Source organism: Phyllobacterium sp. K27, from assembly GCF_054796155.1.
Genome location: NZ_JBTWND010000004.1, coordinates 783,607 through 800,697, shown reverse-complemented (window position 1 = coordinate 800,697; position 17,091 = coordinate 783,607). Strand labels below are relative to the sequence as shown.

General features: G+C 52.6%; 17 protein-coding genes and 1 riboswitch. Of the genes, 9 read left to right on the top strand and 8 right to left on the bottom strand.

The window, feature by feature from the left end:
• Positions 1–3 precede the first annotated feature (3 nt).
• Positions 4–816: an ABC transporter permease gene (locus ACYJL1_RS25305; RefSeq protein WP_460899837.1), complete on the top strand. Its 813-nt coding sequence runs from the start codon at positions 4–6 to the stop codon at positions 814–816.
• Entirely contained in the window at positions 813–2,183 is a 1,371-nt protein-coding gene (locus ACYJL1_RS25300) for an FAD-binding oxidoreductase (protein ID WP_460899836.1), read from the top strand. Before ACYJL1_RS25305 ends, ACYJL1_RS25300 begins: the two co-directional genes overlap by 4 nt.
• 58 nt (positions 2,184–2,241) lie before the next feature.
• Here the strand turns inward: ACYJL1_RS25300 and ACYJL1_RS25295 are convergent, their stop codons facing one another.
• The 8 genes from ACYJL1_RS25295 to ACYJL1_RS25260 form a co-directional block, all read right to left on the bottom strand.
• A complete protein-coding gene (locus tag ACYJL1_RS25295; protein ID WP_460899835.1) occupies positions 2,242–3,465 on the bottom strand; it encodes an SGNH/GDSL hydrolase family protein in 1,224 nt (407 codons plus the stop codon).
• A gap of 180 nt (positions 3,466–3,645) precedes the next feature.
• On the bottom strand, positions 3,646–3,981 hold the full coding sequence (gene mazF, locus ACYJL1_RS25290) for an endoribonuclease MazF (protein ID WP_460899834.1): 336 nt from the start codon (positions 3,979–3,981) through the stop codon (positions 3,646–3,648).
• Entirely contained in the window at positions 3,981–4,226 is a 246-nt protein-coding gene (locus ACYJL1_RS25285) for an AbrB/MazE/SpoVT family DNA-binding domain-containing protein (protein ID WP_460899833.1), read from the bottom strand. The genes mazF and ACYJL1_RS25285 overlap by 1 nt, the downstream gene beginning before the upstream one ends.
• 72 nt (positions 4,227–4,298) lie before the next feature.
• Positions 4,299–5,288: a class 1b ribonucleoside-diphosphate reductase subunit beta gene (gene nrdF / locus ACYJL1_RS25280; RefSeq protein ID WP_460899832.1), complete on the bottom strand. Its 990-nt coding sequence runs from the start codon at positions 5,286–5,288 to the stop codon at positions 4,299–4,301.
• Between the two features lie 16 nt (positions 5,289–5,304).
• Positions 5,305–7,458, bottom strand: a complete 2,154-nt coding sequence (gene nrdE, locus ACYJL1_RS25275) for a class 1b ribonucleoside-diphosphate reductase subunit alpha (protein WP_460899831.1) — start codon at positions 7,456–7,458, stop codon at positions 5,305–5,307.
• Positions 7,428–7,841 carry a class Ib ribonucleoside-diphosphate reductase assembly flavoprotein NrdI gene (gene nrdI, locus ACYJL1_RS25270; RefSeq protein ID WP_460899830.1) on the bottom strand — a complete coding sequence of 138 codons (414 nt, stop codon included), beginning with the start codon at positions 7,839–7,841 and terminating at the stop codon, positions 7,428–7,430. The genes nrdE and nrdI overlap by 31 nt, the downstream gene beginning before the upstream one ends.
• Before the next feature lie 15 nt (positions 7,842–7,856).
• On the bottom strand, positions 7,857–8,078 hold the full coding sequence (nrdH, locus tag ACYJL1_RS25265; protein ID WP_460899829.1) for a glutaredoxin-like protein NrdH: 222 nt from the start codon (positions 8,076–8,078) through the stop codon (positions 7,857–7,859).
• A 252-nt stretch (positions 8,079–8,330) separates the two neighbouring features.
• Positions 8,331–8,554: riboswitch (cobalamin riboswitch) on the bottom strand.
• Between the two features lie 109 nt (positions 8,555–8,663).
• A complete protein-coding gene (locus ACYJL1_RS25260) occupies positions 8,664–9,995 on the bottom strand; it encodes an MFS transporter (RefSeq protein WP_460899828.1) in 1,332 nt (443 codons plus the stop codon).
• Positions 9,996–10,179: 184 nt separating this feature from the next.
• Here ACYJL1_RS25260 and cyoA point away from each other — a divergent pair, with 184 nt between their 5' ends.
• The 7 genes from cyoA to ACYJL1_RS25225 are packed head-to-tail and all read left to right on the top strand — an operon-like array spanning position 10,180 to position 17,049.
• The gene (gene cyoA, locus ACYJL1_RS25255; protein WP_460899827.1) at positions 10,180–11,331 is read left to right on the top strand and encodes a ubiquinol oxidase subunit II; all 1,152 of its coding nucleotides are present in this window, start codon (positions 10,180–10,182) and stop codon (positions 11,329–11,331) included.
• A gap of 16 nt (positions 11,332–11,347) precedes the next feature.
• Entirely contained in the window at positions 11,348–13,357 is a 2,010-nt protein-coding gene (gene cyoB, locus ACYJL1_RS25250; RefSeq protein ID WP_460899826.1) for a cytochrome o ubiquinol oxidase subunit I, read from the top strand.
• Complete coding sequence (gene cyoC, locus ACYJL1_RS25245) at positions 13,354–13,983, top strand: cytochrome o ubiquinol oxidase subunit III (RefSeq protein ID WP_460899825.1); 630 nt, start codon at positions 13,354–13,356, stop codon at positions 13,981–13,983. Before cyoB ends, cyoC begins: the two co-directional genes overlap by 4 nt.
• A complete protein-coding gene (gene cyoD, locus ACYJL1_RS25240; RefSeq protein ID WP_460899824.1) occupies positions 13,980–14,357 on the top strand; it encodes a cytochrome o ubiquinol oxidase subunit IV in 378 nt (125 codons plus the stop codon). Before cyoC ends, cyoD begins: the two co-directional genes overlap by 4 nt.
• A complete protein-coding gene (locus ACYJL1_RS25235; protein ID WP_460899823.1) occupies positions 14,354–15,163 on the top strand; it encodes an SURF1 family protein in 810 nt (269 codons plus the stop codon). The genes cyoD and ACYJL1_RS25235 overlap by 4 nt, the downstream gene beginning before the upstream one ends.
• 10 nt (positions 15,164–15,173) lie before the next feature.
• Positions 15,174–16,526, top strand: a complete 1,353-nt coding sequence (locus tag ACYJL1_RS25230; protein WP_460899822.1) for an ATP-binding protein — start codon at positions 15,174–15,176, stop codon at positions 16,524–16,526.
• Entirely contained in the window at positions 16,516–17,049 is a 534-nt protein-coding gene (locus ACYJL1_RS25225; RefSeq protein WP_460899821.1) for a response regulator transcription factor, read from the top strand. Before ACYJL1_RS25230 ends, ACYJL1_RS25225 begins: the two co-directional genes overlap by 11 nt.
• Positions 17,050–17,091 lie beyond the last annotated feature (42 nt).

The window sequence follows — 17,091 nt, the reverse complement described above, 5'->3', positions numbered from 1 at the left end:
GTCATGCAATCCTCACGCCCCGGGCCCATACTTCTCATTCTCGCTACAGCGGTCGCAATCTTCCTGTTGATGCCGCTGATCGCTGTGATACCAGTGTCATTTACTCCTGCCCGCTTTCTTTCAATGCCATCCGGCACTCTTTCGCTTCGCCACTATCAGGCTCTTGTCGATAATCCGGCGTGGCTCCAAAGCATCCTGCTTAGCCTGCGCATTGGTATAGTTTCAAGCATTGTCGCAACCGCATTGGCGACCATGTTTGGTCTTGGCATCTGGATGTTCCAGCCACGTTTTTCGGCCTTGCTGATTGGCTTTGTCCTGTTGCCGCTGATTGTTCCACCGGTCGTCTCGGCCATGACGCTTTATTTCCTGATGACGACCTTATCGAGCTTTAACGACTGGATCGGATACGACACCTGGCTCGGCGTTGCGCTTGCCCATGCCGTGATGATAACGCCCTTTGCGGTCGTGCTCATTCTTGTGGCCCTGTTTCAGGTCGACCGGCGTATAGACCTTGCGGCTCGCGGCCTTGGTGCCAATCTGGCCACCCGCGCATTCAAAGTCATCATTCCCAATATCAAGTTCGGTATTGCCACAGCAGCGCTTCTTTCCTTTGTCCTGTCTTGGGAGGAAATTGGCGTCACCCTCTTCATTACCAGTGTCAATGCAATCACCCTTCCCCGGCTGATGTGGATGGGCCTGCGCGACAATATTGATCCATCCATTGCCGCGATATCGGTTGTTCTGATCCTCGTCACCGCCGCCATACTTGCATTGAGAATTCTCATTGACTGGCGCAAGGCGACGGACCCTCAATGATCCCCGAAAATATCCTTGCCAAACTCCAACTCATCGTTGGTGCCAGCAGACTAAAGACCGGAGATGCGCTTGCGCTGATCCATCCGGGTTCCGACGAGCGCAATCTCGATGCCGGGGTGATGGTAACACCGCGAACCACCGCGGAGGTTTCTGCTGTCCTTCGTCTGTGCAACGAACAGCGGCTTGCCGTCATTCCCCATGGCGGGCGGACGGGATTGGTGGATGGGACTATATCCATAAGTGGGCAGATCATCCTCTCCCTATCATCATTGAATCGTATCGAGATGGTGTCTGCATCTGCCGGGACAGCCATCGTCGAAAGTGGTGTCACATTGTTTGCGCTACAGGAAGCGGCTGCGCGCCATCATCTTTCCACAGGCATAGATATTGCCTCGCGGGGCAGTGCCACAATAGGCGGAATGATCTCGACCAATGCCGGCGGCATGGAAGCTTTCCGGCATGGTGTCATGCGTCAGCGTGTGCTCGGTCTTGAAGTGGTGCTCGCCGATGGGCGCGTCATGAGTGACATGGCTCAGGTGCCGAAATCGAATGAAGGATACGATCTCAAACAATTGTTCATCGGTGCGGAAGGCACGCTTGGCATCGTAACGCGTGCAGTGATCAAACTTGAGCCTCCCGACGCATTGACAGCAACTGCACTCGTGGCCTGCCAATCGGCGACGGCAGCGGTTTCATTGTTCCATCAATTGCAGGCGAAACATGACGTGCATTTGCTGCGCGCCGAATTCATGGCACATGACTATTTCGCCGTGGCAGTCGATAATCTCGGGCCGCCCTCACTTGCTGCTATCGCTGCTGCTCCCATTTACCTGATTATAGAAACCGATGCCGCCGATCAGGCATCGGCGCAACGCGCTGTGGAAAATGCACTGACACTGGCCATAGAAGGCGGGTTAGCGCTTGATGCAATTCTTGCGCAGAGCGAGAAAGAGCGCCATGAAATCTGGAACATCCGCGAGGACAGCAGCGTCATTGATCGTGCCCATCCAAACGCTCACTGGTTTGACATTTCCGTTCCGCTCCAGCATCTGGAATTTTGGCTGAAGCAATTTGACGAAGGGATCGCGGCGCTCGGACCGAGTATCCACGGTTTTGCTTTTGGCCATCTTGGAGACGGAAATCTGCATGTCGGAGTTGCTGGAGTTACCGACAAACACACGATCAAATCTCTGATCTACGCCAATCTGCGGGAGATGGGCGGTTCATTTTCAGCAGAACACGGAATTGGTCTGGACAAGAAAGCAGAATTGGCCACGCTTGTTGATCCGGTCAAGCTGGATCTGATGCATTCGCTCAAATCCCTGCTCGACCCCAACGGTATCATGAATCCAGGCAAGGTGATTTGATTATACCAGCTTGGCCGATCCGTTATCCCGAATCGGCCAATCTCATTGTTCTTGTTATCTACTGAAACAAGCTCAGATCAATGGAGTCGGCCATAGCCTTATAACCTTTCGCGTTTGGATGGAGGTGGTCTCCTTCATCAAATTCCGTCCGAAGCTTTGTCGGGTTTGCCGGATCGCGAACGGCAGCATCGAAGTCGATCACTGCATCACAACCCTTGCTGGTCCTAATCCAATCATTGACAGCCTGACGCTTTTCTTCGCCTTCCGATTTATAGTAGTTGGCGAAAACAGTCCCTTCATAGGGCGTTAATGTTGCACAATAGGCCTTTGCTCCATGACCTTTAATTCTGCTGACAAGCTGTTTCAGCCCGCCAATAATCTCGTCTGACGTGACGCTCTGTTCCGATAGTCCGGCAGAGGTAGAATGGCCGATATCGTTAATACCTTCCATGATTACGACCCAGCGTAGATTGGGTACAGACAGGACATCACGATCAAGGCGCGAAAGCGCACTCGGGCCAAACATCGCTTCCGGCTGGTCATGCAGGATCCGGTTGCCGCTGATACCGGCATTGACGACGCCGACCTTTTCTCCATCAACTTTGCCAAGCCGCTCAGCCAGAACATCCGGCCAGCGCATATTCGCGTCTACCCCGGAACTGTACCCGTCTGTGATCGAGTCTCCGAGCGTTACCAGCGTACCGCCCTGCCCGACCACTTCAACTCTCGAAAGTACAAATCGCATAGTAGAGGTTTGTGCATCTGGTAGTTCAGATGCTTCCGTACTGTCGCCCGCCTCAGATAGATAAGCTGTTTGCTCCCCGAGCGGATGGACGACTGAAGGTCCCGTCCAGCGTGAGAGAAACAGGCTGACTGCCAGTGTGTCGAACGGCGCAACACTAAGGTCCACGGGATCAGAAATTGCAGGGGCACCAGCCGGTATGGTTATTGAGTTCTCCCCGCCAAAGGTCAATGCTTTACTGCTGGCAGGATCAATGGACCCTGGTGCATTGCCGGGGCGTGCCACACGCGCCGCACCTATGACGAGCGGCTGTGTACCAGTTTCATTAGAGAACCGGAAACGGACTTTGGAACCGCCAGCGCTCATGCGAATATATTGCCGTATGGTGGAATTATTCAATTCTGGCCCAACAGGAAAGGCGGGACTGGCACCCCAGCTCCCTTGCCAACTCTCTTGCGCCTGAACGGCCTGAATGGATGCGGACCCTGCAACCAGACAAATAGCAAGAAGCAATAAACCTGCTTTCTTGAGGCGTTTCATTTTTCTCTCCCTGAGTTTACGTTGAATTACGGAAGCTACTTTCTCTAACTGGTTGTTTAGGATACATTTTTCTGCTTGGAATAATCTTCCGGTTTAAGTTTCTCACCAATCACTTTAAGTAGACACGCGACTGATTCAAAGTCTCGTCTTCGCCAGTTGTTTTTCATTTTATCTCGGGAACTAAATTGTGAGCAGCGCTTTGATCTTGGCCTTGACTTCGCTCATTGTCTGACTTGAAACTTTGCCTTTATGAAGTGCGTTCCGGGCGCGCCAGTCGAGACTTTTGATTTGATCTGCCAAGACGACACTCGGCGGATCTTGCGACACGACAACCTCAAACACGTAACCCTTTATCCTTGAGGACATTGGGCAGCAGATCATCATTCCACGAATGGCATTATAACGAGACGGGGACAGAACCAAAGCAGGCCTATGTCCTGCCTGCTCGTGCCCTGCCTGCGGATTGAATTGCAGCCATACAATATCACCCACCTCCGGTATGTACTTGGCTGGCACTACCAGATTTCCTTACCGACTGCGGGACCAAAATCGGCGTCCTCGGGAAATGTTTCTGCATCCATTTTGTCGAGCAGATTATCAAGCTGGTAGACAGGCATTTTGACGGGTTCAATAATTATGCGACCCTCATCATCGCTACGCACCTCAACCTCTTGTTCAAGGTGTAAAGCGGCCGCAGCCATGACCTTTGCGGGAATCCGAACAGAGGCGCTATTGCCCCATTTCTTAATCTGAACTGTCATGATTATCTCCCGTATCTACTTATGTAGAAACTAACGATATTGCGAGTTTGTGTCAACATTCGTCGATACGCTCTAGAAATCCCAATCCTCGTCTTCCGTCGCAATCGCTTTGCCTATGACGTAGGAAGAACCGGAACCCGAAAAGAAGTCATGATTTTCATCGGCATTCGGGGATAGCGCTGAAAGGATGGCCGGATTGACCTTGCAGGCTTCGGCAGGAAAGAGAGCCTCATAGCCGAGGTTCATCAGTGCTTTATTGGCATTATAATGAAGGAATTTCTTGACGTCTTCACTCAGGCCAACGCCGTCATAAAGTGTCTCGGTGTATTTCGCCTCATTGTCGTAGAGTTCCAGAAGAAGGTCGAACGCGAAATCCTTGATTTCCGCACGCCGCTCCTCGCCAAGCCGCTCCAACCCGCGTTGGAACTTGTACCCAATAAAATAGCCATGCACGGCTTCATCCCGGATGATAAGGCGGATCATATCGGCGGTATTGGTCAACTTTGCGCGGCTTGACCAGAACATTGGCAAATAGAAGCCGGAATAGAACAGAAAACTTTCAAGGAACACACTGGCAATCTTACGCTTGAGCGGATCGGGATTGCGGTATTGTTCAAGGATCAGCGCAGACTTCCTCTGCAAATGTTCATTTTCCTCTGACCAGCGATAGGCATCGTCAACGTCAGGTGTCGAGCATAAGGTCGAGAAGATGGAAGAGTAGGAACGGGCATGCACGGCCTCCATGAAGGAGATGTTTGAATAGACTGCTTCCTCATGGGGAGTGATCGCGTCTTCCATGAGCTTTGGCGCGCCTATACTGGTCTGGATTGTATCGAGCAGCGTCAGCCCCGTGAACACGCGAATGGTAAGTTGCTGCTCCTCTGACTTGAGTGCAGCCCAGGACGGTATATCGTTTGACAGCGGCACTTTTTCCGGCAGCCAGAAATTGCCTGTGAGGCGGTTCCAGACTTCCAGATCCTTATCATCCTCAATGCGGTTCCAGTTGATGGCGCGCACTGATGCAGGGAGCTTTGCAGCTTTGTTCTTGACTTGAATGTTCATTTATTTCCCCTGAATATCAAAGCGTGCAGGATACGCAGCCCTGCACTTCCGTGCCGGACAGAGCCATTTGACGAAGACGGATATAGTAGATTGTCTTGATGCCCTTCTTCCAGGCATAGATCTGCGCCTTGTTGATATCGCGGGTTGTTGCGGTATCGCGGAAGAACAATGTCAGCGAAAGGCCCTGATCGACATGCTGCGTTGCGGCAGCATAGGTATCGATGATCTTTTCCGGCCCGATCTCATAGGCATCCTGATAGTAATCGAGATTGTCGTTGGTCAGAAATGCAGCCGGATAGTAAACGCGGCCGATCTTGCCTTCTTTACGGATTTCAATCTTCGACACGATCGGATGGATCGATGAGGTTGAATGATTGATATAGGAGATGGAACCGGTCGGCGGGACTGCCTGCAGGTTCTGATTGTAAAGACCGGATGTCATCACGGCCTCTTTCAGCGCCAGCCAGTCGTCTTGCGTCGGGATTGCAATGCCCGCGGCTTCGAATAATTCCCGTACGCGCTCGGTTTTTGGCAACCATTCCTGCCCGGTATATTTGTCGAAATACTCGCCGGACGCGTATTTCGAGTGTTCAAAGCCCTTGAAGCTTTGGCTCCGCTCAACCGCCAAACGGTTTGAGGCGCGGACAGCATGATAGGTCACGGTGTAGAAATAGATGTTGGTAAAATCGATCCCTTCCTCCGAGCCATAGTAGATGCGTTCGCGGGCTAGGTAACCATGCAGATTCATCTGGCCAAGGCCGATGGCATGGCTGTCATCATTGCCTTTTTCAACCGAAGGGACCGAAGAGATGTGGCTCATATCAGAGACGGCGCTTAGTGACCTTATTGCCGTTTCGATGGTTTTACCAAAATCGCCAGAATCCATGGCGGCGGCAATGTTCAACGAGCCGAGATTACATGAAATATCCTTGCCCATATGGCTGTAGGACAGATCGGCATTATACTCGCTCGCCTCGCTGACCTGAAGGATTTCAGAGCACAGATTGCTCATGGTGATGCGCCCGGCAATCGGGTTGGCGCGGTTCACCGTGTCCTCGAACATAATGTAAGGATAGCCACTTTCGAACTGGATTTCGGCCAAAACCTGAAAGAAGTCGCGAGCCTTGATCTTCTTCTTGCGGATACGGGAATCCGCAACCATTTCGCGATATTTTTCTGTCACCGAAATTTCGGTAAATGCTACTCCGTAAACGCGCTCCACGTCATAAGGCGAAAACAGATACATATCCTCGTTGTTCTTCGCCAGTTCGAAGGTGATATCGGGCACGACAACACCGAGCGACAATGTCTTGATCCGGATTTTCTCATCCGCATTTTCCCGCTTGGTGTCGAGAAAGCGCATGATGTCGGGGTGGTGGGCATTTAGATAAACGGCTCCGGCACCCTGTCTTGCACCAAGCTGGTTGGCGTAGGAAAAACTATCCTCCAGCAATTTCATGACCGGAATAATGCCGGATGACTGGTTTTCAATCTGCTTTATCGGGGCGCCTGCTTCGCGGATATTGGTGAGCGACAATGCAACGCCGCCGCCACGCTTGGAGAGTTGCAGCGCCGAGTTAATACCCCGCGCAATCGACTCCATATTATCTTCCATCCTGAGCAGAAAACATGAAACCAACTCGCCGCGCTGTTTCTTTCCAGCATTGAGAAAAGTGGGGGTTGCGGGCTGGAACCGCCCGGAAATGATCTCGTCAACCATGTCCCGCGCCAGAGCCTCATTGCCTTGTGCCAATGTCAGCGCCACCATGCAGATGCGGTCTTCGTAGCGCTCAAGATAGCGTTTTCCATCGAAGGTCTTCAGCGTGTAGCTGGTGTAATATTTGAAAGCGCCAAGAAATGTTGGAAACCTGAACTTCTTCCCATAGGCGTAGTCGAACAGGTCGCGCACGAAATTGAAGGAATATTGGTCAAGCACCTCGCGCTCATAATAACCCTCAGTCACCAGATAATCGAGCTTCTCGCGCAAATTATGAAAGAACACCGTATTCTGGTTCACATGCTGCAGAAAATACTGCTTGGCCGCCATACGATCCTGATCGAGCTGGATGTAGCCCTCCTCATCATAGAGGTTCAGCATCGCGTTAAGCGCGTGGTAATCCAGTACTGGTTCGTTGGTTTTCACTGGTCGTTCGAGCGTGAGCGTGTCCAAAATCGTTCCAATCCATCTTTGACATTTGCGACATCCTGCTCCGTGCCGATCAGCTCGAACCTGTAAAGGTAAGGTACCCGGCATTTGGCGGAGATGATGTCGCCAGCGATCCCGAAGGTCGCTCCGAAGTTACTGTTACCCGCAGAAATGACGCCGCGGAGGTTTGAACGGTTTTCCGCCTCGTTGAGAAAGCGGATCACCTGTTTTGGAACGGCACCCTTGCCGCCATCGCCGCTATATGTCGGCACAATCAGAACATAGGGCTTGTCCACCCTCAATTCTTCGCGGGAGCTGATTGGTATCCGCTTTGAGACAAAGCCGAGCTTGCAGACGAAACGGTGGGTATTTTCCGATTTGCTGGAAAAATAAACGATCCCACCCATAACACCCGGTCCGTGTCAGCTCAGTGCGCTGATCATATCCGGACGGAAGCCGGCCCAATGCTGTTCGCCGGCAATCACGACAGGAACCTGGCGGTATCCGAGGCTTTGAACCAGGTCAAAAGCAACCGGATCGCTCGATACATCGATAACGTCATACTCCATGCCTTGGCGATCCAAAGCGCGTGTCGTTGCGGTACATTGAACACAAGCGGGCTTGCTATAAACGATAATGCTCATGATTTTCCTCACAGGATCTTGGCCGCGGAAACAAGCACCGGCACGCCTGTTACTGCCAATTTGGATGGTTTGATAAAGTTGGGGTGAGCGTCCAGACACCGGACAGATTCCGGCACAACAGGCGAATTCAATACACTGGAAAGGCCACACATATACTTCACCTATCGCTCGCTATGGAGGGGTTAGGGGAAGCGGCACGCTCGGACAGCATTGCCCGACATCATGTTCGCGACCTTGCCGGCACCCCGCCGGTGGACTCGTTCGCTCAAGGCAGGTCTCCTGGCTCGCAGATCGCCGCACTTATTCTCGCCTTCCCGTTGCCTTTGGCCACAGTGGCATTATCGAACACGTGCTAGCTGCTTACAGTTGCGGGGGCAGCTTCGGCTTTGCAGCGCTTCAACAGGCACCACTCACCGTATTCCCGTCTTAGCTTCCCATTCTCACGAATCGGAAGAACCTTGAACACTATATATAGTAGTGGCTGTTAAAAATCCGTCAACAGCTAGACTAACTCAAACTGAAACTATGCACACCCGCCCAACAAATCTCGCAGTATCACGAATAATGAAATGAGTGAGGGAGGAGCTAGACGTCCTGATTGTCAGCCCGACGGTTTAGGCTAAGTGCGATAAGCGTGCAGACAGCACCGGAGAGCAGATAGCCGCCAGCGGCTATCAGGCCGAAATGACTGGATAGTAGCAGGGCCACCAAGGGAGCAAAACCCGCGCCGAACAGCCATGCCATATCGCTTGTCAATGCCGAGCCGGTATAGCGGAACTTCTTCGAGAACCGCGAGGCAACCGAACCGGATGACTGTCCGAAGGATAGGCCAAGCAGTATAAACCCAAGGATCATAAAAATCAGTTCGCCAACGTCACCACCATCAAGCAATTGCGGAGCGAACCCACTGAACACGGCAATGGCGATGGCGGTACCGCCAAGCAGATTTCGGCGTCCTACGCGGTCGGCAATTGTACCCGATGCAAAGACGGCAACGACGCCGACAGCCGCACCAAACGCCTCAATCAAGAGGAACCGGGCCGGGCCCTGGTCCGTGAACAGGAAAACCCATGACAGCGGAAATACTGTTACCATGTGAAAGAGTGCAAAACTCGCCAGCGGTGCAAAAGCACCAATCACCACGTGGCGACCTTCATGCTGTAATGTGTTGGCTACTGTGGTTGGCTGCAGCTCTCTGCTTTCATATAATTTTGCATATTGTGGGGTCACGACCATTCGCAGACGGGCAAAAAGGGCAACCACATTGATGGCGAAAGCAACAAAGAACGGATAGCGCCAGCCCCAGCCGAGAAAGTCCTCCGCAGAAAGATTGGCCACGAAAAATGCGAACAGCCCCGCCGCAACCATAAGCCCCAGTGGCGCGCCAAGCTGCGGTATCATTGCATACCACCCACGGCGTTGCTTGGGAGCATTGAGTGCCAACAGCGATGCGAGACCATCCCACTCACCGCCCAGCGCCAGCCCCTGCCCGATCCGGAATAATGCAAGAAGCGCAGCAGATGCCCAGCCGACCTGCGCATAACCGGGTAAGAATGCCACCGCGACAGTCGAACTGCCAAGCAGGAACAGGGCAATCGTCAATTTCACGCCACGGCCATAGGTGCGATCGATCTGCATAAAGATAACTGTGCCGACAGGCCGTGCGATAAAGGCCAGCGCGAAGATGCCAAACGAATAAATCGTACCCGTCAGGGCATCAACATAGGGAAACACCAGTTTCGGAAAAACCAGCACAGAGGCAATGGCATAGACGAAGAAGTCAAAGAATTCGGACGTCCTGCCGATAATCACGCCGATGGCAATCTCACCGACATTAACGTCGTCATGGCGCGAGTGAAGGCGCTGTGCGTCCTGCTCAAGCGTTGTCGAAGACGCCGCTCCTGTTTTCGCGCTCATTGCCCGGTGCGCTCCTCGATCAATATTGAAACGTTCAGATCCACCTGTTTGCGGTGACTGCTGGCGTATCCCTTATCATTGTGACACAGTACGGGAGGATTGGGCAAATTGTCCAATGTCGTTCTGACTATGGTGCAGCTAGTGATGGCGCAACTAGGCGCTGTTTCCATTGACAGGAAATCTCTTGAACCGTTTTTTTGCCATCGCCCTGCTTCCACTGCTTGCGTCGCTTACCGCGTGCAATGCTGTTGTCATGAGCCCGTCAGGCGACGTAGCCGTGCAGCAGCGCGACCTGATCATTGTTTCCACCATACTCATGCTCATCATCATCATTCCCGTGATGGTGCTCACCGTGTTTTTCGCCTGGAAGTACCGCCACTCGAATACGGACGCCCCTTATGACCCTGAATGGGATCATTCCACTCAGCTGGAACTGATCATCTGGGCCGCACCGCTGCTGATCATCATCTGTCTTGGTGCGGTGACCTGGATGGCGACACATTTGCTCGATCCGTATCGCCCGCTCGGGCGCATTTCCCCCGGAAAAGCAGTTTCCGAAACGGTAAAGCCATTGCAGGTCGAGGTCGTCGCGCTGGATTGGAAATGGCTCTTCATCTATCCTGAATATGGCATTGCCAGCGTCAACGAAATGGCCGCTCCGGTTGACCGTCCCATAGCTTTCCGGTTGACATCCTCTGCGGTTATGAACTCGTTCTACATTCCAGCTTTGGCCGGCCAGATTTACACTATGCCAGGCATGCAGACAAAGCTGAGCGCCGTCATCAATCATCCCGGCGAATATGAGGGCTTTTCGGCCAATTATAGCGGTGCCGGTTTTTCCGGTATGCGGTTCGCTTTCCACGGCTTGCCGGATGACGGTTTCGATAAGTGGATTGCCGACGTGAAGTCAAAAGGCACCACTCTCGATCGCATGACCTATCTGCAACTGGAACAGCCCAGCGAAAAAGTTCCGGTACAGCATTATGCAAGCGTTGATCCGGAACTGTTCAGCGCAGTCCTCAACCGATGTGTGGAACGCGGCAAGATGTGCATGAGCGAGATGGATGAAATCGATGCCAAGGGCGGCCTTGGCATGGCTGGTATCTATAATACCCGTTCGCTGGAGTATGATAAGTACACAAGACGCGGTGGTGCTGTCTTTGGCCCTGATCCTGCCTTTGTTGTCGGCATCTGCACCACGGAAGAAGCCTTGCAGGCCAGTATGAACCCGCAGTCACTACCGCCCCTGAATACCTCTCCGTTTGTTGGTGCGGGCCTGCCCCGCCCCTCGCCAACCCAACTGTTCGGTCTACTACGCCGACCATCGAATAGCTGAACGAAACGAGCCTGATATGTTTGATAATCCCGAACTTATAAAGCTGGTTTTCGGCAGGCTTACACTGGAATCGTTCCCGCTGCACGAACCTATCCTTGTTGTGACATTTATAGTCGTCGCACTGGGAGGTATCGCGGTGGTGGGGGGGCTCACGTATTTCCGTCTTTGGGGCTATCTCTGGCGTGAGTGGTTCACAACAGTTGACCACAAGCGCATCGGCATAATGTACATGATCCTCGGCATCATTATGTTGCTGAGAGGCTTTGCTGACGCCATCATGATCCGCCTGCAACAGGCAATGGCGTTCAATGGTTCCGAAGGATATCTCAACGCCCATCATTTCGATCAGATATTCACCGCACACGGTGTGATCATGATTTTCTTCGTGGCAATGCCACTGGTCACCGGGTTGATGAACTTCGTGGTTCCATTACAGATCGGGGCGCGGGACGTATCCTTTCCGTTTCTCAACAATTTCAGCTTCTGGATGACTGCCGCCGGTGCAGCGCTTGTAATGATGTCGCTATTTGTGGGTGAGTTTGCCAGGACCGGCTGGCTGGCCTATCCGCCTCTTTCGGGTATCGGATACAGTCCAGACGCCGGGATGGATTACTATATATGGGCGCTGCAGATAGCCGGCATAGGTACGCTGCTATCGGGTGTCAATCTGCTCGCGACCATCGTCAAGATGCGCGCGCCCGGCATGACCATGATGAAGCTCCCAATCTTCACATGGACTGCTCTTTGCACCAACGTTCTCATTGTTGCCGCCTTCCCCGTCCTGACGGCAGTGCTGGCTTTGCTCACTCTCGATCGCTATGTCGGAACAAACTTCTTTACCAATGATTTTGGCGGCAATCCGATGATGTATGTCAATCTCATCTGGATATGGGGCCATCCGGAAGTCTATATTCTCATTCTGCCCGCTTTTGGCATATTCTCCGAAGTGACATCGACCTTCGCCAGCAAGCGTCTCTTTGGCTATACCTCAATGGTTTACGCTACAATCGTTATCACCATTCTTGCTTATCTCGTTTGGCTTCATCACTTCTTCACCATGGGTTCGGGCGCGAGCGTGAACTCGTTCTTTGGCATCACCACGATGATCATTTCGATCCCAACCGGGGCGAAAATATTCAACTGGCTCTTTACGATGTATCGCGGGCGCATTCGATTTGAACTGCCTATGATGTGGACGATCGCCTTTATGCTTACCTTTGTCATTGGCGGCATGACAGGCGTTCTGCTCGCCGTGCCTCCGGCAGACTTTGTACTGCATAACAGCCTGTTTCTCGTCGCGCATTTCCACAACGTGATCATCGGCGGCGTTTTGTTCGGCCTGTTTGCCGGTATCTATTACTGGTTTCCGAAAGCTTTTGGTTTCAGGCTTGACCCATTTTGGGGTAAGATGTCCTTCTGGTTCTGGGTGGTCGGTTTCTACTTCGCCTTCATGCCGCTTTACATACTGGGCCTGATGGGCGTGACACGACGCCTGCGCACATTCGAGGATCCGTCCTTGCAAATCTGGTTCATGATAGCTGGTTTTGGCGCATTTCTCGTTGCCATCGGTATTTTGTCCTTCCTCATCCAGATCTTTGTCAGCATCCGCAATCGTGAAGCGCTACGGGATTTGACCGGCGATCCCTGGGATGGGCGCACACTGGAATGGTCCACGGCCTCGCCACCTCCAGCCTATAACTTTGCTTTCACGCCAGTCATTCATGATCTCGACAGTTGGTACGACATGAAGAAACGCGGATACAAGCGCCCTGAAAAAGGTTTCCGCGCCATCCATATGCCAAGCAATACGGGCACTGGAATAATCCTGGCCGGGATAAGCATCGTTTTTGGATTTGCCATGATCTGGTACATCTGGTGGCTTGCGGCGGTAACGGCCGTCGCTTTGGTGGCAGTGTCGATAGGGCATACCTTCAACTACAAGCGCGATTTCCATATACCGGCAGATACCGTTGTCCTGAGTGAAAATGCCCGTACTGAACTTCTGGCTGCAGGGCTGAAATCATGAGCAGAGCAGCCGCCCCCGCGACCACTGAAGTTCCTGTGTTTTATCTGACTGATGAACATGATCATGCCGAAGGCGGCAGCACCATGTTCGGCTTTTGGATTTACCTGATGAGTGATTGTCTCATCTTTGCCGTGCTGTTTGCGACCTATGGCGTTTTGGGCGGCAATTATGCTGCAGGTCCCGCACCAAAAGATTTGTTTGATTTGCCACTGGTTGCAGTCAATACGTCCATGCTGCTCTTCTCATCGATTACCTATGGTTTTGCCATGCTTGCCATGGCAAAAGGCCGGGTGGGTGCTACCCAAGCCTGGCTTGGTCTGACCGGCCTGTTTGGTGCCGCATTCCTTTGCATCGAACTTTATGAGTTTGCCCACATGATTCATGAGGGTGCAACGCCCCAGCGCAGTGCGTTTCTCTCTTCCTTTTTTACATTGGTGGGAACCCACGGGCTTCACGTGACCATCGGCTTGATATGGCTAGTTACCTTGATGGTACAAGTGGCTCGCTATGGGTTGATCCAGGCGAATATGCGGCGCCTGATGTGTCTGAGTATGTTCTGGCACTTCCTCGATGTCATCTGGATTGGTGTCTTCACCTTCGTTTACCTGATGGGAATGCTACGATGAGCACAAAGGCGAAGGCTGGTCACGACAGCCACAATCACGATGAAGCTCATGCCCATGGCTCACTGAAATCCTATTTGATTGGTTTTGGCCTTTCAGTGATCCTGACTGCTGTTCCTTTCTGGCTTGTCATGAGTGGAGCGCTCGATTCCAAACAAGCCACTGGTCTTGTCATCATGGCATTTGCCGTCGTGCAGATTGTGGTTCACATGATTTTCTTCCTTCATATGAACGTCCGTTCCGAGAATGGCTGGACAATGCTGGCACTGATCTTCACGCTTGTTCTTGTGATTATCACACTCACCGGTTCGCTTTGGGTCATGTATCATCTGGACACCAATATGATGCCCAGCATGGATATGAGCCAGATACCATGAAACCGGCCCTGACCGCGCGCGAACTTGCCACAGGCGGCGAGCGGGCCAGGGGGTTAAATAATTCCCGGGAAGACGATCAGCACCTGCCCCCAGCCAAACTCATATGGATCGGGAGCCTTGTACTTTTCTGCATTATCGCACTTACCAGCCTCGGCGTCTGGCAACTGGAACGCCGTTTGTGGAAGCTTGATCTGATTAGCCAGGTCGAGCAAAGAGTGCATGCTCCGCCTATACCGGCACCCGGTCCCGATATGTGGACCAGAATCGATGCCAAGGATTTTGCATATCGCCACATCACGACGAGCGGAAAATTTCTGAACAAGCCCGCTACGCTTGTACAAGCGGTAACGGCGCGCGGCAGCGGATTTTGGGTGCTGAGCCCTTTTCAAAGCACCGATGGATTTACCGTTTTTATCAATCGCGGTTTTGTTCCAACCGAAAAGTCACGAGATGAATGGCGGCCGAACCATCAGCAGACAATCACCATAACCGGATTGTTGCGGGTAACGGAGCCCGATGGAGGTTTCCTGCGCAGCAATGATCCGGCAGGCGATCGCTGGTATTCCCGTGATGTCACAGCCATCGCGGCAACTCAAAATATCGGCCCTGTTGCTCCATACTTTATCGATGCCGATGCATATCAAGATCCAAACCAGCTACCAGTCGGCGGCTTGACAGTCATTAGATTTGCCAACAACCATCTGGTTTATGCTCTAACGTGGTTTGGCATGGCGCTCTTGCTGGGCGCTGCCACTATCATTGTTGGCCGAAACGAATGGCGGGCTCGGCGGCGGTTGAAGGTATAGATCGGGAACGATGAATCAGACCAAAACGGCTTCCATCACCACACTGCCAGACCAATCCCATATCAGTGCTCCTGTTTTCCCTCCCGCTGATCACACGGCAAACTGGAAAAACATGGCGTTGCTGGTCCAGCTGCGCTGGATCGCTGTGATCGGCCAAATCGTTACCATCACTGTTGTGCATTCGGGTATGAAAATTGCCCTGCCTGTTACCCCGATGGTTGTTGTTCTATGCGCCTTGGTTATCCTCAATCTTGCAAGCATGTTGTGGCTGCGCCAGCGCAGAAGCGTCACGGCAGCAACATTGTTTGTTGCTTTGGTTCTGGACGTTGCAGCCCTTACCGTGCAGCTCTACTTGAGCGGCGGTGCAACCAATCCGTTCATATTTCTCTACCTTCTTCAGGTAACGCTCGGCGCAATGCTGCTAGATGCAAGACTGACATCTGCCATCGTAGCCATCGCCAGTGCAAGCTTTGCCGGTCTGATAATATTCTACAGGCCACTGCTCTTGCCCGGTCATGCGCCCGATGAGTTGTTTCGTCTCCATATACTTGGCATGCTTCTCTGTTTCATTCTCGATGCGGCGCTTCTGGTTGTCTTTATCGCCCGCATCAGTCGTAACCTGCGTGAGCGGGACGCTAACCTTGCTGCGCTCAAACAACATGCTGCCGAGGAAGACCATATTGTGCGCATGGGGCTTCTGGCATCAGGTGCAGCGCACGAGCTGGGCACTCCCCTGTCTTCTTTATCTGTCATACTGGGTGACTGGAGACGTATGCCGACCCTGTCCCGCGACCCATCAATGTTGCAGGAGATAGACGAGATGCAGGCTGAGGTTCAGCGTTGCAAGGCAATTGTAACGGGCATCCTTCTGTCTGCCGGAGAGGCGCGCGGTGAATCTCCCAAAATCACGACGGTAAATACTTTTCTCGATGAACTTGTCAGTGAATGGCGCGCAGCGAGATCTGGAGCAAAACTGTCTTATGGCAACGCTTTCGGGCTTGATATTGCCATTGTGTCCGACTCCGCATTGAAACAGGTTATCTATAACATTCTTGACAATGCCTTCGACGCCTCCCCCGATTGGATAGGTTTCATGGCGGAACGTGACGCCGATACACTCGTGCTACGCATCAGCGATGCCGGGCCTGGTTTTGCTCCCGAAATGCTGGCACAATTTGGCAAGCCTTATCAATCAAGCAAGGGCAGGCTTGGCGGAGGACTTGGCCTTTTCCTCGTGGTCAATGCGGTGCGGAAGCTGGGCGGCGTGGTATATGCCAAAAACCTCCCTCAAGGAGGTGCTGCGGTGACAATAAATCTGCCCCTCGCCTCGCTTGCAATTGGAGCGCGTTCTCATGTCGGATAGACGTCTGCTGATTATCGTGGAGGATGACATTGCGTTTGCAAAGACGTTGAAGCGTTCTTTCGAGCGGCGCGACTATGATGTCCTGCTGGCGTCGAGTCTGGAGGAACTTGATGAGACTTTAAAAGAGAATTCTCCAGGTTATGCGGTTGTCGATTTGAAATTGGCAGGTGCTTCTGGTCTTGCTTGTGTCGAGGCATTGCATGCACATAACCCATCCATGCTGATCGTTGTTCTGACCGGGTTCGCCAGTATTGCGACTGCTGTGGAGGCGATCAAGCTGGGTGCATGTCACTATCTCGCCAAGCCCTCCAATACAGATGATATTGAGGAAGCATTCAGCAAGGCGGCTGGAAACATCGATATAGCACTTACCGCCCGTCCGACTTCGATCAAGACGCTGGAATGGGAACGAATCCATCAAATGCTGGTCGAAACGGACTTTAATATTTCTGAAACGGCCAGACGGTTAGGTATGCATCGACGAACCTTGGCCCGGAAGCTGGAAAAACGACGCGTGACCTGAATTGCGGTCAGCAACTTTTTTGCAATATCGCGAAAAAAATTT